The organism is Cupriavidus necator (assembly GCF_040578825.1).
In the GTDB taxonomy this organism is placed as follows: domain Bacteria; phylum Pseudomonadota; class Gammaproteobacteria; order Burkholderiales; family Burkholderiaceae; genus Cupriavidus; species Cupriavidus necator_E.
The window spans coordinates 26,703-51,262 of sequence record NZ_JBEFLI010000036.1 but is presented as its reverse complement, the minus strand read 5'-3'; the positions used below and the strand labels follow the sequence as shown (position 1 = coordinate 51,262).

At 63.6% G+C, this 24,560-nt stretch carries 22 protein-coding genes; 17 read left to right on the top strand and 5 right to left on the bottom strand.

From position 1 onward, the window contains the following. Positions 1-2: 2 nt before the first annotated feature. The 6 genes from AB1I47_RS18610 to AB1I47_RS18585 all read left to right on the top strand — a co-directional run bounded on the left by AB1I47_RS18610 (position 3) and on the right by AB1I47_RS18585 (position 7,122). Positions 3-419: a gamma-glutamylcyclotransferase family protein gene (locus AB1I47_RS18610; protein WP_354685214.1), complete on the top strand. Its 417-nt coding sequence runs from the start codon at positions 3-5 to the stop codon at positions 417-419. A 314-nt stretch (positions 420-733) separates the two neighbouring features. Then, positions 734-2,029, top strand: coding sequence for an isocitrate lyase (gene aceA, locus AB1I47_RS18605; protein WP_354685213.1), 1,296 nt, complete (start codon positions 734-736; stop codon positions 2,027-2,029). Between the two features lie 385 nt (positions 2,030-2,414). Further along, on the top strand, positions 2,415-3,488 hold the full coding sequence (locus tag AB1I47_RS18600) for a porin (RefSeq protein ID WP_354685212.1): 1,074 nt from the start codon (positions 2,415-2,417) through the stop codon (positions 3,486-3,488). Positions 3,489-3,649: 161 nt separating this feature from the next. Then, positions 3,650-4,510, top strand: coding sequence for an HTD2 family dehydratase (locus tag AB1I47_RS18595; protein WP_407935867.1), 861 nt, complete (start codon positions 3,650-3,652; stop codon positions 4,508-4,510). 21 nt (positions 4,511-4,531) lie between these two features. Further along, a complete protein-coding gene (locus AB1I47_RS18590) occupies positions 4,532-5,722 on the top strand; it encodes a CaiB/BaiF CoA transferase family protein (protein WP_354685211.1) in 1,191 nt (396 codons plus the stop codon). 53 nt (positions 5,723-5,775) lie between these two features. Next, positions 5,776-7,122, top strand: coding sequence for a class-II fumarase/aspartase family protein (locus AB1I47_RS18585; RefSeq protein ID WP_354685210.1), 1,347 nt, complete (start codon positions 5,776-5,778; stop codon positions 7,120-7,122). Between the two features lie 16 nt (positions 7,123-7,138). On the opposite strand, the gene AB1I47_RS18580 is transcribed toward AB1I47_RS18585, so the two are convergent. Then, complete coding sequence (locus AB1I47_RS18580; protein ID WP_354685209.1) at positions 7,139-8,068, bottom strand: LysR family transcriptional regulator; 930 nt, start codon at positions 8,066-8,068, stop codon at positions 7,139-7,141. A gap of 145 nt (positions 8,069-8,213) precedes the next feature. On the opposite strand from AB1I47_RS18580, the gene AB1I47_RS18575 reads away from it, so the two are divergent. The 5 genes from AB1I47_RS18575 (at position 8,214) to AB1I47_RS18555 (ending at position 15,296) form a co-directional block, all read left to right on the top strand. Further along, a complete protein-coding gene (locus AB1I47_RS18575) occupies positions 8,214-9,185 on the top strand; it encodes a Bug family tripartite tricarboxylate transporter substrate binding protein (RefSeq protein ID WP_354685208.1) in 972 nt (323 codons plus the stop codon). A 1-nt stretch (position 9,186) separates the two neighbouring features. Beyond that, complete coding sequence (locus AB1I47_RS18570; RefSeq protein WP_354685207.1) at positions 9,187-11,217, top strand: 4-oxalomesaconate tautomerase; 2,031 nt, start codon at positions 9,187-9,189, stop codon at positions 11,215-11,217. 408 nt (positions 11,218-11,625) lie between these two features. Next, positions 11,626-13,056, top strand: a complete 1,431-nt coding sequence (tcuA, locus tag AB1I47_RS18565; protein WP_354685206.1) for an FAD-dependent tricarballylate dehydrogenase TcuA — start codon at positions 11,626-11,628, stop codon at positions 13,054-13,056. Continuing rightward, positions 13,040-14,251, top strand: coding sequence for a tricarballylate utilization 4Fe-4S protein TcuB (gene tcuB, locus AB1I47_RS18560; protein WP_354685205.1), 1,212 nt, complete (start codon positions 13,040-13,042; stop codon positions 14,249-14,251). The genes tcuA and tcuB overlap by 17 nt, the downstream gene beginning before the upstream one ends. An 82-nt stretch (positions 14,252-14,333) precedes the next feature. Continuing rightward, positions 14,334-15,296, top strand: a complete 963-nt coding sequence (locus tag AB1I47_RS18555) for a Bug family tripartite tricarboxylate transporter substrate binding protein (RefSeq protein ID WP_407935868.1) — start codon at positions 14,334-14,336, stop codon at positions 15,294-15,296. A gap of 107 nt (positions 15,297-15,403) precedes the next feature. Here the strand turns inward: AB1I47_RS18555 and AB1I47_RS18550 are convergent, their stop codons facing one another. After that, entirely contained in the window at positions 15,404-16,330 is a 927-nt protein-coding gene (locus AB1I47_RS18550; protein ID WP_354685203.1) for a LysR family transcriptional regulator, read from the bottom strand. A gap of 283 nt (positions 16,331-16,613) precedes the next feature. Between AB1I47_RS18550 and AB1I47_RS18545 the strand changes: the two genes are divergently transcribed. The 3 genes from AB1I47_RS18545 to loiP all read left to right on the top strand — a co-directional run bounded on the left by AB1I47_RS18545 (position 16,614) and on the right by loiP (position 18,631). Further along, entirely contained in the window at positions 16,614-17,045 is a 432-nt protein-coding gene (locus tag AB1I47_RS18545) for a hypothetical protein (protein ID WP_354685202.1), read from the top strand. 271 nt (positions 17,046-17,316) lie between these two features. Then, positions 17,317-17,628 carry a hypothetical protein gene (locus AB1I47_RS18540; protein ID WP_354685201.1) on the top strand — a complete coding sequence of 104 codons (312 nt, stop codon included), beginning with the start codon at positions 17,317-17,319 and terminating at the stop codon, positions 17,626-17,628. A 241-nt stretch (positions 17,629-17,869) separates the two neighbouring features. Beyond that, positions 17,870-18,631 (top strand): metalloprotease LoiP, encoded by a 762-nt coding sequence (gene loiP / locus AB1I47_RS18535; RefSeq protein ID WP_354685200.1) that lies wholly within the window; start codon positions 17,870-17,872, stop codon positions 18,629-18,631. Between the two features lie 299 nt (positions 18,632-18,930). On the opposite strand, the gene AB1I47_RS18530 is transcribed toward loiP, so the two are convergent. After that, on the bottom strand, positions 18,931-19,365 hold the full coding sequence (locus tag AB1I47_RS18530) for a universal stress protein (RefSeq protein WP_354685199.1): 435 nt from the start codon (positions 19,363-19,365) through the stop codon (positions 18,931-18,933). Positions 19,366-19,541: 176 nt separating this feature from the next. Further along, positions 19,542-20,492 carry a LysR family transcriptional regulator gene (locus AB1I47_RS18525; protein ID WP_354685198.1) on the bottom strand — a complete coding sequence of 317 codons (951 nt, stop codon included), beginning with the start codon at positions 20,490-20,492 and terminating at the stop codon, positions 19,542-19,544. Between the two features lie 260 nt (positions 20,493-20,752). On the opposite strand from AB1I47_RS18525, the gene AB1I47_RS18520 reads away from it, so the two are divergent. Both AB1I47_RS18520 and aceB read left to right on the top strand, forming a co-directional pair. Then, entirely contained in the window at positions 20,753-21,454 is a 702-nt protein-coding gene (locus AB1I47_RS18520; RefSeq protein WP_354685197.1) for a haloacid dehalogenase type II, read from the top strand. Between the two features lie 49 nt (positions 21,455-21,503). Continuing rightward, a complete protein-coding gene (gene aceB / locus AB1I47_RS18515) occupies positions 21,504-23,090 on the top strand; it encodes a malate synthase A (RefSeq protein WP_354685196.1) in 1,587 nt (528 codons plus the stop codon). A 125-nt stretch (positions 23,091-23,215) separates the two neighbouring features. On the opposite strand, the gene AB1I47_RS18510 is transcribed toward aceB, so the two are convergent. After that, the gene (locus tag AB1I47_RS18510) at positions 23,216-23,554 is read right to left on the bottom strand and encodes an enolase C-terminal domain-like protein (protein ID WP_354685195.1); all 339 of its coding nucleotides are present in this window, start codon (positions 23,552-23,554) and stop codon (positions 23,216-23,218) included. Positions 23,555-24,084: 530 nt separating this feature from the next. On the opposite strand from AB1I47_RS18510, the gene AB1I47_RS18505 reads away from it, so the two are divergent. Then, positions 24,085-24,471 (top strand): cupin domain-containing protein, encoded by a 387-nt coding sequence (locus AB1I47_RS18505; RefSeq protein WP_354685194.1) that lies wholly within the window; start codon positions 24,085-24,087, stop codon positions 24,469-24,471. Positions 24,472-24,560: the final 89 nt, after the last annotated feature.

The following is a 24,560-nucleotide window of genomic DNA, read 5'->3' as shown; positions in this document are numbered from 1 at the left end:
GCATGCCGCGCGTCTTTGTCTACGGCACGCTGCGCGCGGGCGAGGTCAACGACCTGAACGCCGCCGCGCAGCGCCACGGCATCACCGCGCCCACGCTGCTGGGCACGGCCACGGTGGCTGGCCGGCTGTATGACTTCGGCAGCTATCCCGGGCTGGTGCTGGACGATACGGCCGGTCAGGTGGTCGGCGATATCTACGACGTTGCCGATGCGCTGGTGCCGGTGCTCGACGAGATCGAGGAGGTCTATCCGGGCCAGGCCACGTTGTTCGTGCGTGAGGAACAAGCCGTGTTGCATCTGGGCCAGCCGGTCGGCTGCCTGCTGTATCCGGTGGCCGACTCTGCGGTGGCCGCGCTGCCCCGGATCGATAGCGGCGATTGGGTGGCCTACCGCCGGGCGCGGGATACGGCAGCGGCCTGAACCCATCACTTTTTTTCACGATGTGGAAAGATGTTTTGAACCGCAAAAATACCTGGTTTGCAGAGCACAAGGCTATTTCTCATGATGGAATATCATGTCCCGCATCGTGAAATAATTTCTCTAAGCACTTGAATTTATTGATTAAAAAAACTAAGCACTGACTGTGGATCGGGGTTGTTGCAACGCGGGACGGTTCTCTACACTCTTATATAAGACACATGACCTGAGACTTGAAAAAAGCCCCGCGGCAGCGCGGGCAGGCAAGTTGATCAAGAGATTCTCAGCCATCCCCCCAACACCTTCAGGAGAGTGATATGAACCGCCAAGAACAGATCCAGGCCCTGCAGAAAGACTGGGATACCAATCCCCGCTGGAAGGGTATCAAGCGCAACTTCACCGCTGAAGACGTCGTGCGCCTGCGTGGTTCGGTTCAGGTCGAGCACACCCTGGCGCGCCGCGGCTCCGAGAAGCTGTGGAACCTGCTGCACACCGAGCCGTTCGTCAACTCGCTGGGCGCGCTGACCGGCAACCAGGCCATGCAGCAAGTGAAGGCCGGCCTGAAGGCCATCTACCTGTCGGGCTGGCAGGTCGCCGGCGACGCCAACCTGGCCGGCGAAATGTACCCCGACCAGTCGCTGTACCCGGCCAACTCGGTGCCGCAAGTCGTCAAGCGCATCAACAACACCTTCCAGCGCGCCGACCAGATCCAGTGGAGCGAAGGCAAGGGCGACACCGACTTCTTCGCCCCGATCGTTGCCGACGCCGAAGCCGGTTTCGGCGGCGTGCTGAACGCGTTCGAACTGATGAAGTCGATGATCGAAGCGGGCGCCGCCGGCGTTCACTTCGAAGACCAGCTGGCTTCGGTGAAGAAGTGCGGCCACATGGGCGGCAAGGTGCTGGTGCCGACCCGCGAAGCCGTCGCCAAGCTGACCGCCGCGCGCCTGGCCGCCGACGTTTCGGGCGTGCCGACCCTGGTGATCGCCCGTACCGACGCCGAAGCCGCCGACCTGCTGACCTCGGACGTGGACGACAACGACAAGCCGTTCTGCACCGGCGAGCGCACCGTGGAAGGTTTCTACCGCGTGCGCAACGGCCTGGAGCAGTCGATCTCGCGTGCCCTCGCGTACGCCGAAGTCGCTGACCTGGTGTGGTGCGAAACCGGCAAGCCGGACCTCGAGTTTGCCAAGAAGTTTGCCGAAGCCGTGCACGCCAAGTTCCCGGGCAAGATGCTGGCCTACAACTGCTCGCCGTCGTTCAACTGGAAGAAGAACCTGGACGACGCCACCATCGCCAAGTTCCAGAGGGAACTGGGCGCGATGGGCTACAAGTTCCAGTTCATCACGCTGGCCGGCTTCCACTCGCTGAACTACTCGATGTTCAACCTGGCCTACGGCTACGCCCGCAACCAGATGAGCGCGTTCGTGGAACTGCAGGAAGCCGAGTTCAAGGCCGCCGAGAAGGGCTTCACCGCGGTCAAGCACCAGCGCGAAGTCGGCACCGGCTACTTCGACGCCGTGACCCAGACCATCGAAGGCGGCCAGTCATCGACGACCGCACTGAAGGGTTCCACCGAAGACGAGCAGTTCTTCGAAGACAAGAAAGTGGCCTGACTCTCCTGGTCACCGCCGCCGGGTCGTGGGGCCCGGCGGTATGGAAGGCGTGCGACCATCACGTCTTCTTTTTAGGCGCCGCGCCGTTCTCTCTCTCAGGGACGGCGCGGATTTTTATTGTGCGGCGGCTGCCGGTGATTGTGAAGAACCGGAACTGGTGCGCGAATTCGTTGGACTGCGCCTCACCGGTTGCTCACTGGTTCTGCCGGGAGCAACGCACCGCCTTTGGCTCGTTCGCCGCCAACGATGCACGGATTGCATCAATTCTTCGAAACATTGCAATTCCCCCTTTCAGCAGATCCCTCCAAACTGGCTTCGAGTCGCCACCCGCTTTGCACGGCGCAAGGTCGCGGCGAAATACCAAAACAAGCCATGGGGAGATGGAATGCATATCAAGCTGGCGCGGGGGAACCGGGCACACAGGAAGCTGGCGGCCGGAGCCGTCCTTGGCTACGTCATCGCTGGTTCCGTTCAGGCGCAGACCCCGTCCGGGGTCACCCTGTACGGCATTATCGATACCACGGTCCGCTATTCGAACAATAATGCGGGCGACAACCACCTGGCCGAATTGACCGACGGGTACTTCAACGGCTCGCGCTGGGGCATGCGCGGCAACGAGGCGCTCGGAGGAGGTCTGTCCGCCATTTTCAATCTGGAAAGCGGCTTTGATCCGACGACCGGGAGATCGTCGCAGGGTACCGCAACGGCAAACTATGGGCAGCAAAGCACGGGCGGACAGGGGCGCCTGTTCGGACGGCAGGCCTGGGTGGGGCTGAACCACGACACCCTCGGCAAGCTGACCTTTGGCCGGCAGTTCACCACGGCCTACGATGCCACGTCCCGTTTCCAGCCTAATGGGCATCCGAATCTGGACGCCATCACTATCCTCAACGGCTATACGGGGCCGCGCCAGGACAACATGGCCAAGTACCTCGGACAATGGGGCGCGCTATCGGCGGGCGCGCACTATACCTTCGGCGAGGTGGCCGGCCATATGAAGCCAAGTTCCAGCTATGGTGCCTCCCTGGGCTATAAGCAGGGCCCAGTCGACGTGGGCGGCTTCTGGCAACAGGCAAATGCGCTGACGACACCGGAGGCGAGAAAGGTATGGGGCCTGGGCGGCAATTATCAGTGGGGAATCGTCAAGCTGACCTTCGGTTATCTGAACAATCGATTTGACGCAAGTCCGACCCGCAACGATGTATTCACGGGTGGCTTTGCAGTGTCGGCCACGCGAGCCCTGACCTTATCGGTGGCGTCACATTACGACCGGCAGCGCAACGCTTCCGGTAGCCGGATCATGGTGACCGGCGTTGCCGACTACAACCTTTCAAAGCGTACGGACATTTACGCGGAGGTGGATTTCAACCGCATCAACGGCGCCTACGCGCTGCCCGCATTCATGGGCGTCAAGGGTAGCAAGGTAGGCGGCGGTATTGGATTGCGACACCGCTTCTGACTGACGCGAGCCACCGCGCTGGCGGATGGGCTTGCCGACCCGGCGATTCAATGCGCATCCCGCACCTATACATCATACCTATGCAATTCTCTCCGCCACCGCGCGCACTCACAATCTGGTGTGAGCATGGCCGGGCAAGCACGTAAGGCAAGGAGTCATCAGTGGAAGAACAGGCAATCGACCCCAAGACATGGATCGGACGCAGCGAGCAGCGGGAGGACACGGTTACCGCCGCGCCAATCGCGGCGTTGCGGGCAACGCTGGATTATCCGGCGGCAGCGCATCCGGCGGGCACCCCGCTGCCACCGCTGTGGCATTGGCTCTACTTCTTGCCCATGCATCGCCAGAGCGAGATCGGGCCGGACGGCCATGCCAGGCGCGGGGGGTTCCTGCCTCCCGTGCAGCTGCCGCGACGCATGTGGGCCGGGGGCCAGTTCGAGTTCCGCGCGCCTCTACGGGTGGGCGAGCGAATCCTGCGCACCTCGACGATCGATGAGGTCTCCGGCAAGGAGGGGCGGACCGGCAAACTGGTGTTCGTCAAGGTCCGTCACGAGGTGTGCGCGGAAGGGGCCGCGGAACCGGCCTTGGTGGAGTTCCACGACATCGTCTACCGCGACGCACAGCAGTCAGGCGAGGTGCCGGCCCCGCCCCAGGCCGCGCCGGCGAAGGCAGCGTGGCAGCGCAGGATCGTGCCGGACGATGTCCTGCTGTTCCGCTATTCGGCGCTGACCTTCAACGGGCACCGTATCCACTATGACCGCCGCTACGTGACCGAGGTCGAGGGCTACCCTGGGCTGATCGTCCACGGCCCGTTGATCGCCACGCTGCTGCTGGATCTGCTGCGGCGAGAGTTGCCCCAGGCCGACGTGGCGAGCTTTCGCTTCCGCGCGGTACGCCCGACCTTCGACCTGCATCCGTTCCAGGTCAGCGGGCAACCGCAGGCGGACGGCAAGACCATTCGCTTGTGGGCGTCCGACCATGAGGGCTGGCTGACCATGGACGCCACCGCGGTTCTTCGCTGATTTGCCTTACGGGAAAGGATGATGCAACCCCTCAAAGACCTGACTATCGTCACCTTCGAACACGCGATCGCGGCGCCGTTCGCCACGCGCCAGCTTGCCGACCTCGGTGCGCGTGTCATCAAGATCGAGCGGCCGGGCGTCGGCGACTTCGCTCGCGGGTACGACGAACGCGTTCGCGGCATGGCGTCGCATTTCGTCTGGACCAATCGCTCGAAGGAAAGCCTGACACTGGACGTCAAGCATCCGGCAGCAGCGGACGTACTAACGCGCCTGATCGAGGAGAAGGCGGACGTGGTGGTGCAGAACCTGGCGCCTGGCGCGGCAGCACGTCTTGGACTAGGCTACGACAGGCTCTCCGTGGTCAAGCCCGAATTGATCGTCTGCGACATCTCGGGCTATGGCGACGATCCCGAGCGTCCCGGGCCCTACCGCGACAAGAAGGCCTATGACCTGCTGGTGCAGAGCGAAGCTGGCTTCGTGTCCGTGACGGGAACGCCGGAAGTGCCCTGCAAGGCTGGCCCTTCGATCGCCGATATTGCCGCCGGCATGTACGCCTACACCAACATCCTGGCTGCGCTGCTGCAGCGCAGCCAGACCGGACGCGGACAGCGCATTGACATCTCGATGCTCGAGGCGCTGACGGAATGGAACTCCTATCCCCTCTACTACGCATTCGACGGCGCGGAGCCGCCGCCGCGGACCGGTGCGAGCCACGCAACCATCTATCCGTACGGACCTTTTCCGGCTGGCGACGGCGTCACAGTGATGTTGGGGCTGCAGAACGAGCGGGAGTGGGCGAGCTTCTGCCGGAACGTGCTCCAGCGGCCCGAACTCATCGAAGACCCGCGCTTTAGCTCAAATTCCAAACGCGTGGCTGAACGCACGGCGCTGCGGCAGATCATCGTGGATGCCTTTGCATCCCTGACGGGTGCGCAAGTGGTGGAGCGACTGGAGTTGGCGCAGACCGCGAATGCCCACGTCAACGACATGCAGGGCGTCTGGGAGCACCCGCAACTCAGGGCGCGCGGCCGCTGGACCGAAGTTGACTCGCCCAAGGGTGCACTGCCGGCACTATTGCCGCCGGGTACATGGAACGAAGGGCCGCGCATGGACCCGATACCGGCACTGGGCCAGCACACCGACGCTATCCTCGCGGAGCTTGGATACGCGCCCCACGAAATCGCGGCGATGCGCGCGGACAGCGTTGTATGACAGTCGCCCGGCGGGCGACGATACATCTGACATTAACGGAGAGGTAGAACACTATGGCTTCCACCATCATCGACTCGCGCATCTTTGGCGACATGTTCAGCGACGTGCGCATGCGCGAGGTGTGGTCCGACGAAAACCGAACCGCGAAGTACCTGGACATCGAGCGTGCGCTGGCAAAGGTGCAGGGTGAGCTTGGCATCATCCCGCAGGAAGCGGCCGACGAGATCGTCCGGAACTGTGAGCTCTCGCAGATTGACTGGGTGAAGCTCAAGGCCAAGACCGAGCAGATCGGTTATCCGATCATTGCGGTGGTCAACCAGATCAATGAAAACTGCCGGGACGGATTGGGCGAGTTCTGTCACTGGGGCGCCACTACCCAGGACATTACCGACACCGCGGCAGTGTTGCAGATGCGCGAGGGGCTCGCACTTGTCGAATCGGATCTCGACGACATCGCCGACGCGCTCGCAACGCTGGCGAAGAAGTATCGCGACACGCCGGTGATCGGCCGGTCCAACCTGCAGCAGGCCACGCCCATTACCTTTGGCTACAAGATGGCCAGCATTCTCGCCGGGATCGACCGCCATCGCGAGCGGCTGCAGCAACTCAAGCCGCGCGTGCTGATGGGGGAGTTTGGCGGGGCGTCAGGGACGTTGTCCTCGCTGCAGACGGGCGCGATGGAAACACAGGCGGCGCTGATGAAGGAGCTGGGGCTGGCGCAGCCGCTGATCTCCTGGCACACGGTGCGCGATACCATCGCCGAAGTCGGGGCCTTTCTCGGACTCGTCGGTGGCTCCCTCGGCAAGATCGCCATGGACGTCAAGCTGATGATGCAGACCGAGGTGGCGGAGGTGTTCGAGCCATTCGCGCCGGGGCGCGGCTCTTCGTCAACCATGCCGCAGAAGCGCAATCCGATCTCGTGCCTGTACATCCACGCCAACATCTCGGTGGCGCGGCAGCACGCGGCTGCCCTGATGGACGCCATGGTCGCCGACCACGAGCGCTCCACGGGCCCGTGGGAGATCGAATGGGTATCACTGCCAGAGATCTTCTGCCTGATTTCCGGCGCCTTGAAGCAGGCGAAGTTCGTGTTGCAGGGATTGGAGGTCGACGCCGGCCGCATGCGGGCAAATATAGACATCACGCACGGGCTGGTGATGTCCGAGGCGGTGATGATGGGTCTCGGACCGTACATTGGCCGCGAGTACGCGCATGATCTCGTCTATGACCTTTGCCGCGAGGCCATCACCGGCAACCGCCAGCTGATCGACATTCTGGCGGCCCATCCGGAAATCAGCCGCCACGTGTCGCGCGACCAGCTCGAGGCGATGTGCGATCCCGGCAACAACCTGGGGCAAGCCGGTGTGATGGTCGACCGGGTGCTGTCGAGCCGGCGCTAGGGAAGTATCGCCACCATTACCCGCCGCGCCGGCGGCCGGCGGCTTTGCGGCGCCCTGACTTTATCTCGCTAAGGAAGTCGTATAGCTGCTGGGCCGCAGGCGTCAGGGAGCGGCTCTTGCGACGTATCAGTCCGATCTTGCGCGTAACGACAGGATCGGTCAGCGGAACACTCACGAGGAGGGGGTGGTCCGGGCCCGGCATGGCGATCGATGGCACGGCGGCGATGCCAAGGCCGGCTTCCACCAGGCCCAGCGTCGTGGTGACGTGCTGGGTCTCATAGATGCTCTGCGGCAATCCTGACACGTTGGACAGCGCCTGATCCAGCAGCAGCCGGTTGCCGGAGGCCTTGCTGACCGAGATGTAGTCGTATTCGGCGAGGTCTGCCCAGGTCACGTGCCGCCGCTTCGCGATCGGATGATCGCGGCGGCAGGCTGCGACGAACCGTTCCTCCAGCAAAGGGCTGAACTCGATATCCGGCTCCTGTCCCCCCACGAAGTTGATCCCGAAGTCCGCTTCGCTGCGCGACACCGCTGACAGCACCTCGTTCGCGCTGGCATCCAGGATCTTGACCCGGATCTTTGGATACTGCGCGTGGTAGCGCGAGATGACCTGCGACAGGAAGTAATAGACCGTGGACGGCACGCAAGCGATGGTCACTTCCCCCATGCGGGTAGTCGTCACGCCCCGTATGCCAAGCAGCGTCTGGTCCAGTTCGTCGAGTATCTCCTTTACCTTGCGGTCGAATTCCCGACCCACAGTCGTCAGACTCACACGCCGGGTGGTGCGGTCCAGCAGGCGCACACCCAGCGCCTCTTCAAGCTTGTCGATGCGTCGGCTGAAGGCGGGCTGGGACACATTGAGGGAAGCGGCCGCCTTGCGGAAGCTGTTCAGTTCGGCCACCGCGCGAAATGCCTGCAGATCGTTGAGGTTGAAGTTGATGGTCATTTGCGTTTTCTCCGTGCATTGTCACTGATGCTCAGTGTGCATCAATTGATCCTAAAAACTCAATTCACTAAATAGCGGGAAACGACGACGATACGTATGCGGCCACGCAGGCCGACGACAGAACGACATGAGACGGAGCAGACAGATGCAATCAACCAAGCGACTTTTCCTCGGCAGCCTTGTCATCGCGGCGGCGCTCGGGAGTACTGGCGCCCTGGGGGCCTACCCGGAAAAGCGAATCACACTGGTCGTGCCCACTGCGGCGGGTGGCGCCAACGACGCCATGGCGCGCGTGGTCGGCCAGGCCATGTCGTCGATCCTCAAGCAAACAATCGTGGTGGAGAACAAGGCCGGAGCCAACGGGGCAATCGCAAGCGAGTTCGTGATGCGCGCACCCCCCGATGGTTACACGCTGCTGCTCGGCTACGTGGCCACGCATGCGATGAACCCCGCGCTCCAGACGCTACGCTATGACCCGGTCAAGGATTTCGTGCCGGTCGGCATGGTCGGTTCTTCGGCAACCGTGATGGTGGTCAATCCGAATCTGAAGGCCACCGACGCAAAGGCGGTGGTGTCGTTGCTCAAGGCAACGCCCGGCAAACTCAGCTACGCCTCTGCCGGCAATGGGACAGCCCCTCACTTCGCAGCCGAAATGTTCAAGCTTTCTACCGGCACAAACATGCTGCATGTGCCCTACAAGGGATCAGCTCCCGCGATCAACGACACGGTGGCCGGGCAGACCCAGGTGATGTTCCCGAGCCTCTTTACCGCGTTGCCGCAGCTGAAGAACGGCAAGCTGAAGGCCGTGGGCATCGCGGGCAGCAAGCGCTCGGCGCTGATGCCGGACCTGCCGACCTTGAAGGAACAAGGTATTGCCGATGTCGACGTCTCACAGTGGTACGCCATTTTTGCGCCGGCAAATACCCCGGCACCAGTCGTCGAGACGCTGAACAAGGCGCTTAATCAGGCGCTGGCGGACAAGAGCGTGGTGCAGCGCCTGGAAGGCCAGGGCGCGGAAGTGACGGCCATGACAACCAGCCAGATGCGCACCTTCATGCAGCAGGAGCAGGTCAAGTGGAAATCGGTCGTCCAGGCCGCAAAGCTGAAGGCGGACTGAGATGAGCAAGACCATACCTTGCGTGCTGATGCGCGCCGGCACCTCACGCGGGCCGTTCTTCCTGCGGGAATGGCTGCCGCAAGGCGATGAGGCGCGCGACCAGGCGCTGATTGGCGCCATCGGCGCATCCGACCCGCTGCAACTGGATGGCGTCGGCGGTGGCAGTACGCTCAACAGCAAGGTCGCGATCGTGTCGCGATCCGCGCAACCGGGGTGCGACCTGGACTACCTCTTCGCGCAGGTCGGGGTCGGCAACTGCTCGGTGGACACGCGGCCGAACTGCGGCAATATGCTGTCCGGCGTTGCCCCTTTCGCCATCGAGCAGGGGCTGATCCCGGCGCAGCACGGATCCACCCGCGTGCGCGTTTACAACGTCAATACGGGCGCCAGGATCGATGTGACGGTACGTACGCCGGGAGGCCGGGTCAGCTATGACGGCGACACCCGGATCGACGGCGTCGCCGGCACCGGGGCGCCGATCTTGCTCGACTTCCTCGACGCGTGGGGCGCCGTGACCGGCAAGGTTTTTCCCACTGGCAATCGCATCGACCTGATCGATGGCATCGAGGTGACCTGCATCGACGCGGCCATGCCGCTGATGATTGTTCGTGCGCGCGACCTCGGGGTCAGTGGGCGCGAGGCGCCGGCCATACTCGACAATGACGCCGCGCTGCTCGAGCGCCTGGAGGCGCTGCGGTTGCGAGCCGGACAGATGATGGGGCTCGGCGATGTTTCCGACAGCGTCATTCCAAAGCCTGTGCTGGTCAGTCCCGGCGACTCGCCGGATAGCATCACGTCGCGCTACTTTACGCCGCGCAAATGCCATGCATCTCATGCCGTCACGGGCGCCATCGGCGTGGCCAGCGCCTTCGCCTTGCCCGGCACGGTCGCGAGCGAACGCCGCCGGCAGCCGGGGCGCCACGCAGTGGTGGTCTTGCATCCCGCGGGACGGATCGAGGTAGAAGTGGAGCTGGAAGGCGAGGGCGATATGGCTACTGTGGCGCGTGCCGCGCTCGTTCGCACGGCACGCAAGATCATGGACGGGCAGCTCCACCTGCCTGACTACGTCTTCTCGCGGCCAGAGCCGGCAGGCAAGGTAAGCCAGTCGTCGCGACTGAAGCCCCTGAGAATCATCGTGCCGACGCGCGCGGGTGGTGGCAACGATGCGGTGGCGCACCTTATCGGCACGCGACTCGCGCGGCTGCTAGGTCAGGAGGTAGTCATCGACAACCGTGCCGGTGCCAACGGCGGGATTGCCTGCGAGTATGTGGCAAGAGCGGTTCCAGATGGACAGACCCTGTTGCTCGGCTATGTAGGGACCCACGCGATGAATCCTGCGCTCCAGGACGTCGCGTACGATCCTGTCGGCAGCTTCGCACCGATAGGGCTGATCGGATCGTCGCCGATACTGCTGGTAGGAAATCCCGCGCAGACGCCGGCCGACCTGGGCGCACTGATCGCCAGCCTGAAGCGAGCGCCACGAAGCCTCCGATACGCTTCCGCGGGCGACGGGACGCCGCCGCACTTCGCTGCCGAGTTGTTCCAGTTGGCCACCGGCACGTCGATGCGCGGTATCACGTTCGAGGGGGCCGCACCGGCGATCGCATCGACCATCGATGGACGATCCCAGCTCATGTTCTCCAGCCTCCTGACGGCTTATCGGCCGCTGCGCGCGGGCCAGTTGCATGCACTGGCGGTCGCTGCGCCACACCGCCTTCCCGGCCTGCCAGCCGTGCCGACGCTTGCGGAACTCGGCGTCGCAGGGATGGAAATGGCGCAGTGGTACGCTCTTTTCGCGCCTGCGGGAACGCCCGCCACGAAGGTGGATGAACTGAACCACGCTTTGAGTGAAGTGCTGAAGGATCCCGAGGTCAAGGCTGGCTTCGAGAGCTATGGCGCGGTACCCGAGCCTGGCCGCCCTGAACGGCTTGCCGCACGCGTGGAGGCTGAGCTGGCACGCTGGCGGCGCGTCGTTCGGGAATCGTCCCTGGCCCCGTCGCCGGACGGCGCTGAGCCATTGCAGCCGTTTTAAGAATCGTGCTGATCCCCATGCGTGGATGGTCGACCCGGCCGACAAGTGTTTCGGCCGGCAGTACAACGTCAGCGGAATTTTCCAATCCAATCTTTCCCAGACACGTCACCATGAACGCCGCTCAGTCAGATGGCACTCGCTCGTTTGAAGCAATTCCGATGCACCGAGAGACTTCGCGGTCAGTGCCACCTTCCGGCGGGGCGTTGCCAGTTGTAGTCAAGCTTCTCCTCCAGCACGCGGAGGACGATGAGCTCCGGAACGTCGCCTTGCTTGGATACAACTGACGCTCCATCCGCCAACTTCCCCCAGCAACCCGACCCTTCACAAAAACTGAACACGCCTTAATCATCGCCATCTTTCGTCGCCACGGGGCTTTGCTTACAGTCGAGCCCACAAGGAGATTCCCCCATGAAAGATGTGCTGGTGATCGGCGGCGGCAATGCCGCGCTGTGCGCCGCGTTGATGGCGCGCGAGGCGGGTGCCTCGGTGCTGCTGCTGGAAGGCTCGCCGCGCGAATGGCGCGGCGGCAATTCGCAGCACACCCGCAACTTGCGCTGCATGCACGAGGCCCCGCAGGACGTGCTGGTTGACACCTATCCGGAAGAGGAGTACTGGCAGGACCTGCTGAAGGTGACGGGCGGCATCACCAACGAGCATCTGGCGCGCATGACGATCCGTGCCTCGTCGCGTTGCCGGAGCTGGATGCGCCGTCATGGCGTCCACTTCCAGCCGCCGCTGTCGGGAGCGCTGCATGTGGCGCGCACCAATGCCTTCTTCATGGGCGGCGGCAAGGCACTCGTCAACGCCTATTTCCGCAGTGCCGAGACACTTGGTGTCGAGATCCGCTACGACGTCCCCGTTGTTGCCATTGAGCGCGACGGCGACCGTTTCGTCGCGGCCGTGACCGCTACAGGCGAGCGCATCGAGGCCAGGACCTGCGTGCTGGCCGCCGGCGGTTTCGAGTCGAACCGGGATTGGCTGCGCGAAGCCTGGGGCAAGAATGAACGCGGCGAGTGGCCGTCGGACAACTTCCTGATCCGGGGCACGCGCTTCAACCAGGGCGTGCTGCTGCGCCATATGCTCGAGGCCGGCGCCGATGCGATCGGCGATCCGACCCAGGCCCATATGGTGGCCATCGACGCACGCGCACCGCTTTATGACGGGGGCATCTGCACGCGGATCGACTGTGTGTCGCTCGGTGTGGTCGTCAATCGCGACGGGGAACGTTTCTACGATGAAGGCGAGGACTTCTGGCCCAAGCGATATGCCATCTGGGGCCGCCTGGTTGCGCAGCAGCCGGGGCAGATCGGCTTCTCGATCATCGACCAGAAGGCCATCGGCCGCTTCATGCCGCCGGTCTTCCCGGGCACGAGCGCCGATACGCTCGACGAGCTGGCGCGCAAGCTGGGCGTGCCGGAAGCCGCCTTCGTGCGGACCGTGGAAGCCTTCAACGCCGCGTGCCGGCCCGGCACGTTCGACCACACGGTGCTGGACGATTGCGCCACGGAAGGCATCGCGCCGGCCAAGACGCACTGGGCGCGGCCGCTCGACACGCCGCCCTACGTCGGCTACGCGCTGCGCCCCGGCGTGACCTTCACTTACCTGGGCCTCAAGGTCAACGAGCGGGCGCAGGTCCACTTCGAGGGCAGGCCGAGCCCGAACCTGTTCGTTGCCGGCGAAATGATGGCCGGCAACGTGCTGGGTAAGGGCTATACCGCCGGCGTCGGCATGGCGATCGGCACGGCGTTTGGCCGCATCGCCGGCGTGAGCGCCGCGCGTGCCTGCGGTTTCCAACATCCCGATTTCGACATGGAGCAGTCCAATGCCATCGCTCGCTGAGCTGGTCGATCAGGCTCGCGCCGAAGCGCAAGGCGTGGGCGGCACTGACCGACGCGTGATTCCGATCCATCCCGTATTGCCGCTGACGGCTGCCGAGGGCGAAGCCGCGCGCATCCTGCAGATCTGCAATGCCTGCCGCTATTGCGAAGGCTTCTGCGCGGTTTTCCCCGCCATGACGCGGCGGCTCGAATTTGGCCGTGCCGACGTGCACTATATGGCCAATTTGTGCCACAACTGCGGGGCCTGCCTGCATGCCTGCCAGTACGCGCCGCCGCACGAGTTCGCCGTCAACATCCCGGTAGCGATGGCGGAAGTCCGTGGCCAGACCTACCAGGACTATGCGTGGCCGCCGGTGCTCGGCAAGCTGTACCGGCGCAATGGCCTCACCTTGTCGCTGGCCCTCGCGGTCAGCCTGACACTGTTCCTGCTGATGGCCGTGGGACTCAACGGTACGCTGTGGCGTGGTCCTGCCACCGGCAATTTCTATGCGCTGTTCCCGCACAACCTGCTGGTGTCGATGTTTGCGCCGGTGTTCGGGTTTGTTGTGCTTGCGCTGGCAATGGGGGTGCGCAGGTTCTGGCGCGAAGTCACCCCCGCGACCAGCGGTGCGCCAGTGAGCGCGCCGGCGGCGGCAGAGGCCGGTGCCGCCGTGCTGCGGCTGAAATACCTCGACGGCGGCCACGGTGCCGGTTGCAACAATGCCGACGACGCCTTCACGCTTTCGCGCCGGCGTTTCCATCACCTGACGTTCTATGGCTTCCTGCTGTGCTTTGCCGCAACCGCCGTGGCGACGATCTATCACTACGCCTTCGGCTGGCACGCGCCATACGAATTGCCGAGCCTGCCCAAGGTGCTCGGTGCCGTCGGCGGCGTCAGTCTCGCGATCGGCACCGCAGGCCTCGGCTGGCTCAACCTGCAACGTCACCGTTTGCACCTCGCTCGCGGGCAGCGGCCGATGGATCTTGGCTTCATCGCCTTGCTGTTCCTGACCGCCACCAGCGGCCTGGCGCTGTGGCTGGGCCGCGGCACGCCGGCGATGGCCATCCTGTTATGCCTGCACCTGGGTGCGGTGATGGCGCTGTTCGCCACCCTGCCTTACGGCAAGTTTGCCCACGGCGTTTTTCGCAGTGCCGCGCTGTTGCGCCATGCGGTCGAGAAACGCCGGCCGAACCCGGTCGGGCTCGGGGCGGACTGATCGCCCGGGCGGCCGTTGGCCAATTCCCACCCTTTCCAGAACGACAATACGGAGACCGATTTCGATGAACCATCGACTGATCATGCGCGCTACCTTGCTGGCGGCACTCGCTTTTTCCTTTTCATCGGGCTTTGCGCAAGCGCAGCCCATCGCCGCCGGCAAGCCGGTCACGCTGGTGGTGGGCTTCGCGGCCGGCGGCGCCGCCGATGCCGCCGCGCGGCTGATCGCCAAGAAGCTCGCGGACAACCTCGGCCAGCCGGTAGTCGTCGACAACCGTGGTGGTGCCGGCGGCAATATCGCCCACCAGCTGGTGGCCCGCGGTCCGGCAGACGGCAGCATGCTGCTGTTCGGCTCGATCGGGCCGCTGACCATCGCGCCACACCTGATGAAGCTGCCCTACGATCCGTTCAAGGACCTGGCCCCGGTCTCTGGCGGCGTGAACTTTCCCAATATGCTGGTGGTGCACAAGGGCGCCGGCGTGAAGAACCTGGCCGAGTTTGTCGCGCTGGCGAAGAAGAAGGCCGGCGCCGTGGACTACGCGTCCACCGGCGCTGGCTCCGCATCCCATCTGGCCGGCGAACTGTTCAACCAGCGTGCTGGCATCGAGATGGTCCATATTCCATATAAAGGCGGTGCACCGGCACTGCAGGATCTGCTAGGCCAGCGTGTGACGTCGTACTTTGCGGCGCCGCCGACTGCGATGCCGCAGGTCGAGGCCGGCAAGCTGGTGCCGCTGGCCACCACCGGTCCGGTGCGACCGGCCTACCTGCCCAACGTCCCCACCGTGGCGGAATCCGGCTACCCCGGTTTCGAGGCGCTGAACTGGTATGCGTTCGTGGCCCCGGGAAAAACGCCGGCGCCCGTCCTCGATCGCTGGAATCAGGAGATCGTCAAGGTGCTGAACGAGGCGGACGTGAAAGACGCCCTGAACAAGCATGGGCTGACGCCGCAGCCGACCACGCGGCCAGAACTGCTTGCGTTCATGAAGAAGGAAAGCGCAAAGTGGAGCGCGATCGTCAGGGAGCGGAAGATCACGGTCGATTGACCCTATTGAGCCCGAGGATCGAACCGTCGCATCGCGTCGTGCAGAGGCGGCTGGTGGCGGATTGCGCCGGTCACGCTGACGGCGGCACTGCGGCAGCCGTCTCGATCTCAATGCTTGTGGATCGTCGCGCCGAACCACACGCCGTCGCGCACCAGGCTGCGCGCGGTCTCGGCCAGCACGACCCGCGCCGCCAGCGCAGCAGGCGACAGTTCGTCGTCGGAAAGGCTGACCAGCATGTTGTGCCGTCCGACCTGGGCGTCCACCACCAGCGAGCGGACCAACGTCGGATCATTGAGGCGCGCGGTCGCTGCGCCCGGCTGGATGGTAGCCCCGAAGCCGGCGCGCACCGCATCCATCAGCATCGAGAGGCCGTCGATCTCCACCACCACATTTGGCTTCACGCGCACACGCGCAAAAGCCGCCTCGAGCAGTGCGCGCAGACCGTGGGTGACGCTCGGCAGGATCAGCGGCAGTTCCCCCAGTTGGGCGAGCCGGGCGCGCTGGCTCGTCGGCAAGCCCGGCAAGCCTGCTGCCCCGAGCACATAGAGCTTCTCGTCGAGCAGCGGCGTCACGCTCCAGCGGCGCGCGGTCTCGGTGCGGAACACGATCGCCAGATCCAACCTGCGCGAATTGAGCATCTCGGCGAGGTGCCCGGACAGCGCCTCGACCAGGTGGACCCGCACGTCGGGATAACGCGTCGCCATTGCACGCAGCAGCGGCATGCCCAGCACCGCGGCGGTGGTCGAGGACAGACCGATGCTGACATGGCCAGACAGCCGCGCCTGCTGCGCGGCCCGTACCGCATCGTCGGCGTGGCGCAGCGTCAGCTGGGCCTGCTGCAGGAATGCAAGGCCGGCATCGGTTGGCACGACGCCCGTGGACTGGCGCTGCAGCAGGCGCGTGGATAGTTCGCGCTCGAGCCTGCTAATTTGCTGGCTGAGCGCGGAGGTCGCGAGGCCGAGCTCGAGCGCTGCCTTGCCGAAGCTGCCGAGTTCGCAGACCTTGGTGAAATAGCGGAGTTGACGCAGTTCCATGGGATATTGGGTGGCATCGCGCCACGCGACCGCCGCGGCGACGGGACACACCGTGGCGGATTGGCCGGCCGTCATTCTGTGCAGAATGCCGCGCAATGGTAGCACCCTGGTCCTCCGTCGATCGAGGAGGTCGTTCGCACCGTCTGGAACATCGGGCTGGCTGGTCCCCGAACGGCCATCCTGCATCAGCAGCGTCCTATGGTAAGGTTGGCGGCATGAGTTTAGGGACTTCAACTGGTGACGCATGGGCCGCAACTATGTGGTGTTGGGAGAGTGATGCAGCGTGAATGATGCGAAGCAGGATGCGCAGCGCACGCTGCCGACCGAGAGAGTTTCAATCAGCAGGGCTTTGCGCCTGAGCGTGCCGCCAGAGGCCAGGCCCGCGCCGGTCAACGGGAAAGACTGGCGGCGGCAGCGGAAGGAGCAATTGCAGGCCGCCCGTGCCGCTGCCAGGCAAAGGCGCGATCTGCTAAGAGCCGAAATCATGTCGGCCGTGCAAGATGTTGCCCGAGAGGAACGCACTGCTGCGCGGCTGGAAGCTGAGCGCCTGAAGGCGGAAGCCAAGACCGCGGGGACCTACGCGCGGGAGGACGCACGCGCCGCCGCCAAGTTCGAGCGCGGCCAACCAACCCGCTCGGCGTCCAAACGAAAGACGCTTGCTAACGAGAAACGCAAGCTGGTCTCTTACGCTGATCTGTTGCGGATGCGTGGGTGATCTGGTCATACCATAAAACTACCTGGCCCGGTGTCCGACTAGCGGAGTGGAAGTACTGCCACTCAGGAGGGGAGCGCCGTAGTGTGCGGAACCGGACTTGGAATCCTGTGAAGATCAGCTAACCTCCAGGCTTTTAACCTGCACGGTAATGAGGACTGGACGATGGACGCGGGAGGGCAGGCGTGCGGGACTGTATGTAGACTGGCTGCGAAAAGGTTACCGACTGCGCGAGCGCCCGGTTGGGGACACGTTAGGAGGAAGGTCACTTCCAATGCGAAAGCCAGCCGTCATTCTACTTGCCGCGACGACTCACGCCGCTCTCAGTCTTGGGGTGTTCCTGCTCGCCTTTCAGAAGGGCATGGCGCGCTTCGACGCCGGCGGGCCTACACCAATGATTGAGCAGGCGCTAAACATCGCGGTGTTCGTGCTTCACTTCCCGTTAGTGCATCTCGCGCAGGGAGCCCCAAGAGGTTGGTTCTCTGGCCTCTGGGGCTATGTGCCGATCCTGGCCAACAGTTTGCTCTGGACAGTAATGCTCGTGTATGTCTACTTTTCGCTGCGTGGAACTCGGCGAGCAACCTGAACGTTTCCAGGCGCGAGAAGCCGCCTTGGCCGAAAGGCGGACGGAGTTTCCGGATTTCCAGTCCAGCAAGAGCGCACGTAGCCCAGCCAGTTCCGGTTCCGTACAGCGATATGCGCGAAATGCAATAAATTGTCATATTCGCCGAAATGTTGCATTTGGGTGATTCCATCCGGCGCCAGGATCGCATAACGTGCCGGAGCCTTTATCGGGACTTCACGAGCCACCCATCCAGAACAACACCATGAAAGCAACTCTCTCGATCGCCAGCCTGGCCGCCGCGGCCGCGCTGCTGGCCGGCTGCGCCGGCGGCGCACCCACCAACCTGGACGGCGTGATGGCCGCCGGCACCTCGCTGGCCAAGGCCGCCACGCTCTCCGACGCCGACGTCAAGAGCCTGTCCGACCAGGCCTGCGCCGAGTCCGACAAGACCAACAAGGTCGCCGCGGCCAACAGCACCTACAACAAGCGCCTGGTCAAGATCATGAGCGGCCTGAAGGACAGCGGCGTGCCCAACGTCAACGCCAAGGTCTACCTGACCAAGGAAGTCAACGCCTGGGCCATGGCCAACGGCTGCGTGCGCGTCTACAGCGGCCTGATGGACATGATGACCGACGACGAAGTGCGCGGCGTGCTGGGCCATGAGCTGGGCCACGTGGCGCTGGGCCATACCAAGAAGGCGATGCAGGTTGCTTACACCGCTACCGCCGCTCGCGGCGCGGCAGCGGCAGCCGGCAACGGCGCGGTGGCGGCGCTGTCGCAGTCGCAACTGGGCGAGCTGGGCGAGAAGCTGATCAATGCGCAGTTCTCGCAGTCGCAGGAAAGCGCGGCCGACGATTACTCGTTCGACCTGCTGACCAAGAACAAGGCCAACACGCGCGGCCTGGTGACGGCGTTCCAGAAGCTGGCCAAGCTGGACGGCGGCAAGTCGAGCATGTTCTCGTCGCACCCGGGCTCGGAAGACCGCGCCAAGCATATCGAGCAGCGCATCAGCAAGGCTTCGTAAGCCTGGGCCGAGCCGGGGCGCGCCAGATTCAACCGTGCCCCATGTATAAAAAAGCCGACCGTGCCGGAGAGGATCCGGGACGGTCGGCTTTTTATTGGGGACGGCGCTGCAAGGCACTCGCCACCAGCTCAAGCGCGCCTCAGGTTTCGCAATCTCAGGTTTCGCAATTCGCAGCGGCGAATATGCCTGGTTCGCCTCAGGCTTGTCAGGCAGGCACAACACAACAACCAACGGTTGGGCGGCAGAAAAAAATCGCACCAGCAGGACCGGTGCGATCAGTTCTGACCATGTTCGCGTGTTCAGCGATAGACGATCACCGGGATATCGGTATGCGTCAGCACCTTCTGCGTCTCGCTGCCGAGCAACAGGCCCGAGAGCCCGCGCCGCCCATGCGACGCCATGAAGATCACGTCACAGCCATGGCGCTCGGCCGCATCGATGATGCCGAGGTAGGGCACGGCAAACGTCGTCATGTCGGCATCAAAGGTGACGCCAGCCGCGGTGGCGAGGTTTTCGACTTCCCTCAGGTAAAGCTTGGCCTGGTTCTCGATGCGGTCCTTGAAGGCCTGCGGCGCCTCGACCACGATTTCGCTGAACGGCGTGTACGGATATTCCTCCAGGCAGACATAGGCCGTGACGCGCGCGCCGATGGCCTTGGCGAGTTCCAGCCCGCCGGTGATGGCCTTCTTGGAAAGTTCCGAGCCGTCGGTGGGTAGCAGGATGTGTTGGAACATGCGGGGCTCCTTTTCTGACTAGGGATCGGGGCAGGGCCAGCCAGCCGGCATCGGGGATGCCCTGGCGCGGGGAAAGCGCCTGTCTCGAAATCCATTGTAGTCAGTGTGCCGAGTAGGGCATTGCGCAATATCAACGCAACAAAAGTGCCTCAAGGCCCTGAAAACGCCGCCCGCCCTCACTCTGCCAGCGCTTCCACCGAAGGAACGGCCGCCGCCTGCTCCGCCCGGCGCCAATAGGCGGGGTTGCCGTAGGTGTTCTTCAGGTGGTCGATAAACAGCCGCACCCGCAGCGGCAGGTGCTTGCGCTGGGGGAACACCGCGTGGATACCGATCGGCGGCGCCTGGAAGTCGTCCAGCACCGTCACCAGCCGGCCGCTGGCAATCTCGCGGCCCACCTCCCACCAAGAGCGCCACGCCAGCCCGTTGCCCTGCAGGCACCACGCATGCAGCACCGCGCCGTCCGTGCATTCCATGGTACCGCCCACCTTGACCGTGACCGCGCGCCCGTCCTCCTGGAACACCCAGCCGCGCTGCACGTTCGCGCTCGCGCCAAAGGCAAGGCAGTTGTGGCGCTGCAGATCATCCGGGGTCTTGGGGCGTCCGGCGCGCACGAGGTAGTCGGGCGAGGCCACCACCACGCGGCGCGTTTCGGCCAGGCGGATCGATACCAGGCTGGAGTCGGGCAGGTCGCCCAGCCGGATCGCGCAATCGAAGCCTTCATTGACCAGATCGACCACGCGGTCAGACAGGTCCAGCGTGATCGACACATCCGGGTGCGATTCAATAAACAGCGGCACCAGCGGCGCCACATGCTTGCGGCCATAGCCCGCCGGCGCCGTCACGCGCAGGTGGCCGCTGGCCTTGACGCCGCCGGCCGACACGCTGGCCTCGGCATTGTGCAGGTCGTTCAGGATGCGCTGACAGTCTTCCAGGAAAGCCGAGCCCTCGAAGGTCAGGGTGATCTTGCGCGTGGTGCGTACCAGCAGCTTGACGCCCAGGCGTTCTTCCAGCGCATCGATGCGGCGCCCGATGATGGCCGGCGCCACGCCCTCGGCCGCCGCCGCGGCGGACAGGCTGCCGCGTGACGCGACGGATACAAAAGTCTCCAGTTGCTTGAAATGATCCACTATGTCTGCCCGGGATGGCTCCGATTGTGCCGGTATGGTCACGCGCGGGCCAGATTTGCGCACGCGTTGTCGGCAATGGAGAGGATTTGGTGCGGAGTATCGTTTTAGTCAGCCAAGATTAGTGGTCGAAAAGTAAAAGATCAAGTGACCCGGGGCACCTTTGCCGCAGTGCAGCGTCTCCCTACAATGCCATGCATCCATTGGTGTACAGGGCCACGCAGTTGTGGTCTCTCGCCAGAGCTACCGGTTGCCAACGCCCCATGAACAAGATCCGCGCAGTCGTCTTCGATGCCTACGGCACGCTGTTCGACGTGTACTCCGTCACCGCGCGCGCGGAGCAACTGTTCCCGGGCCGCGGCGAGGCGCTGGCGCTGCTGTGGCGCGACCGCCAGATCGACTACACCCGCATCCGCACCATGGCCGCGCCCGACGGCGCGCGCTACAAGCCGTTCTGGGCGATCACCGTGGATGCGCTGCGCTACGCGGCCGAGCGCCTGAACCTGGCGCTGGACGAGGCCGCCGAAGCGCAGTTGCTCAAGGAATACGCCTGCCTGTCGGCCTTCCCGGAGAACCTGGGCGCGCTCAAGCGCCTGCGCCGCGCCGGGCTGCCGCTGGGCATCTTGTCGAACGGCAATGCCGAGATGCTCGACATCTCGGTCAAGAGCGCCGGCATGGCCGGGCTCTTCGACCACGTGCTGTCGGTGGACGCCGTGCGCCAGTACAAGACCGCGCCCGCTGCGTACGCACTGGGTCCGCTGGCCTTCGGCCTGGACGCGCAAGAGATGCTCTTTGTCTCGTCCAACGGCTGGGACGCCTGCGGCGCCGCCTGGTACGGCTACACAACTTTCTGGATCAACCGTGCCGGCCATCCGGCGGAGCGGCTCGACGTAGCCCCCTCCGGCACCGGGCACGACATGAACGACCTGCTTGAATTCGTCCGCGCCAGTGGCGTGGCGGTGTAGCAGGGCCCCAATAACCAAAGCTATCGCTATCGTTTACAGGAGAACACTGATGGCTATCACGCTGCCCGCGGGCATGAAGATTACCGGCGAAATCCTGCCGGCCTACGAAGATATCCTCACGCCGGAAGCCCTGGCCCTGGTAGACAAGCTGCACCGCGCCTTCGAGCCGCGCCGCCAGGAACTGCTGGCCGCGCGCGTGGCACGCGCCAAGCGCCTGGACGCCGGCGAGATCCCCGACTTCCTGCCGGAAACCAAGAGCATCCGCGAAGGCGACTGGAAGGTGGCCCCGGTGCCCAAGGCCCTGGAATGCCGCCGCGTGGAAATCACCGGCCCGGTCGAAGCCAAGATGGTCATCAACGCCTTCAATTCGGGCGCTGACAGCTACATGACCGACTTCGAGGATTCCAATACCCCGAACTGGCACAACCAGCTGCAAGGCCAGGTCAACCTGAAGGCCGCCGTGCGCCGCACGCTGACGCTGGAATCCAAGGGCAAGCAGTACAAGCTCAACGACAAGATCGCCACGCTGCAGGTGCGTCCGCGCGGCTGGCACCTGGATGAAAAGCACGTCACCATCGACGGCAAGCGCATCTCCGGTGGCATCTTCGACTTCGCGCTGTTCCTGTTCCACAACGCCAAGGAACAGATCGCCCGCGGCGCCGGCCCGTTCTTCTACCTGCCCAAGATGGAAAGCCATCTGGAAGCGCGCCTGTGGAACGACATCTTCGTGATGGCGCAGAACGAGATCGGCCTGCCGCAAGGCACCATCAAGGCCACCGTGCTGATCGAGACCATCCTCGCCGCGTTCGAGATGGACGAGATCCTGTATGAACTGCGCGAGCACAGCGCGGGCCTGAACGCCGGCCGCTGGGACTACATCTTCTCGTGCATCAAGAAGTTCAAGAACGACAAGAACTTCTGCCTGGCCGACCGCGCCAAGGTGACGATGACCGCGCCGTTCATGCGCTCGTACGCGCTGCTGCTGCTCAAGACCTGCCACCATCGCGGCGCCCCGGCCATCGGCGGCATGAGCGCGCTGATCCCGATCAAGAACGATCCGGAGAAGAACGCCATCGCCATGGAAGGCATCATCAGCGACAAGCGCCGCGATGCGACCGATGGTTATGACGGCGGCTGGGTGGCACACCCGGGGCTGGTCGAGCCGGCGATGAAGGAATTCGTGGCCGTGCTGGGTGACAAGCAGAACCAGTTCGAGAAGCAACGTCCGGACGTGCAGGTGAAGGGTTCCGACCTGCTGAACTTCCAGCCGGAAACGCCGATCACCGAGCATGGCCTGCGCATGAACATCAACGTCGGCATCCACTACCTGGGTGCCTGGTTGGCTGGCAACGGCTGCGTGCCGATTCACAACCTGATGGAAGATGCTGCTACGGCCGAGATTTCGCGCTCGCAAGTGTGGCAGTGGATCCGCTCGCCGAAGGGCAAGCTGGAGGATGGCACCAAGGTGACGGCTGATCTGGTGCGCAAGCTGATTCCGGAAGAGCTGGCCAAGGTGAAGGAACTGGTTGGTGGCGATACCAGGACGTATGACCGGGCTGCTGAGATTTTTGAGCAGATGTCGACGTCGGAGGAGTTTGCCGAGTTCCTGACGCTGCCGCTGTATGAGGAAGTCTGAGTTAGGGTAGGGCGTCTTCAGAGTGAAAAAACCGCAGCTTTGGCTGCGGTTTTTTCTTTGGGCTCGCAACGCCCGCCTTCGCCGTCGCGCGCGTCGCCGCCAGCGTTAGTCGTACTGAAACCGCTTCACCGCGCGCTCGTCCCACTCGATGCCTGATCCAGGTTGTTGTAGGCGAGGGGCTCCTCGAACCAGTACAGCCGCTCGTTGTCGGGGGCATGGCAGCGGCGCAGACCGTCATCAAACGACAAGCCCTGGTTGAAATCCACCATTAACTGGATCCCGTCGCCCGCCGCTTCGCGCACCGCGCGAATGGCATCGAGGTCGTCTTGCAGCTTCTCGCGGCCCAGCCGCAGCTTCAGCGCGCTGAATGCTCCCTCTGCAACGAGCGAACCAGCTTCTTCGGCAAGACCGCCCGCGTCGCTCAACCACAGCCCGTTACTGTTGTACGCCTGCACGTTGCCCACCGTCCCACCTAGCAATGCGGCAAGAGGCTGGCCTGCGGCCTTGGCGAGTGTCCCACGCGGCCATGTCGAGCCCCGCGATGGCGATCATGGTAATGCCTTCGTAGCCCAGCAGATGCACTGACCGTCTGGCGTTCTGGAAGTCATCCAGCGGTGCGATCCTGCTACCGGCCCGTGACGCTGCAAGATCCCGGATCGCAGGCATGACTTACTTCGCCGCCTGCATCAGATTTACATTTCGCTTGAACGCCTTCAGCCATCAGCTATTCTGAATGGGCATCTGCTCCGTTGCCATTGCTGGAAAATGCATTAAATCAACACCATGTTAAGGATAGCGTTAGGCGCGATATCGGGGTGTTGAGCTACATCCCCTGCTATGTCTTCTGTCGCTGGCATTTCGCATTCTCACAGTTCAAGGTTATCTTTGTATGGCGTATCACGACTAAAACGTCTTTGGTCAGGAAGTGAGGCAAGACGCTGCGAGCACTAGAGAGACAGTGCTTCACCGCCGAAAAGTTAAGAGGAGGAAGCCCATGCCAAAGCGCATAGTCCACGGATCATTTCTCGCCGCCTTATTGGCTTTGTCAGGAGGCGCGGCTATAGCACAGGATCCAGCCAAGATGGCGCCAGAGATTTATAAAGTAACGTCGGACAACCAGTATGTACGCGTGTTAGACATCCACTTGAAGCCCGGAGGCAAATCGCCAATGCACTCTCATCCCGGCTACGTGGCCGTTGCCCTAACTCCTTGCAAGGTGCGGTTTTCCACTCCTGGCGGCAAGAGTCAGGAGGCGGAATTCAAATCCGGCGAGGCGACCTGGCGTGATTCTGAGAGTCATAGTGTAGAAAACCTGGGTACGGCTGAATGCCATATTATGAATATCGAAGTGAAGAGCGCCACCAAGAAAAAGAAAAAATAGACAGAACACGTGATGCTGAATGAAGAACCGCAGCTTCGGCTGCGGTTCAGCTTTTTAACAAAGCTTGGGCTGGTCGGGGCAGTAGCGCA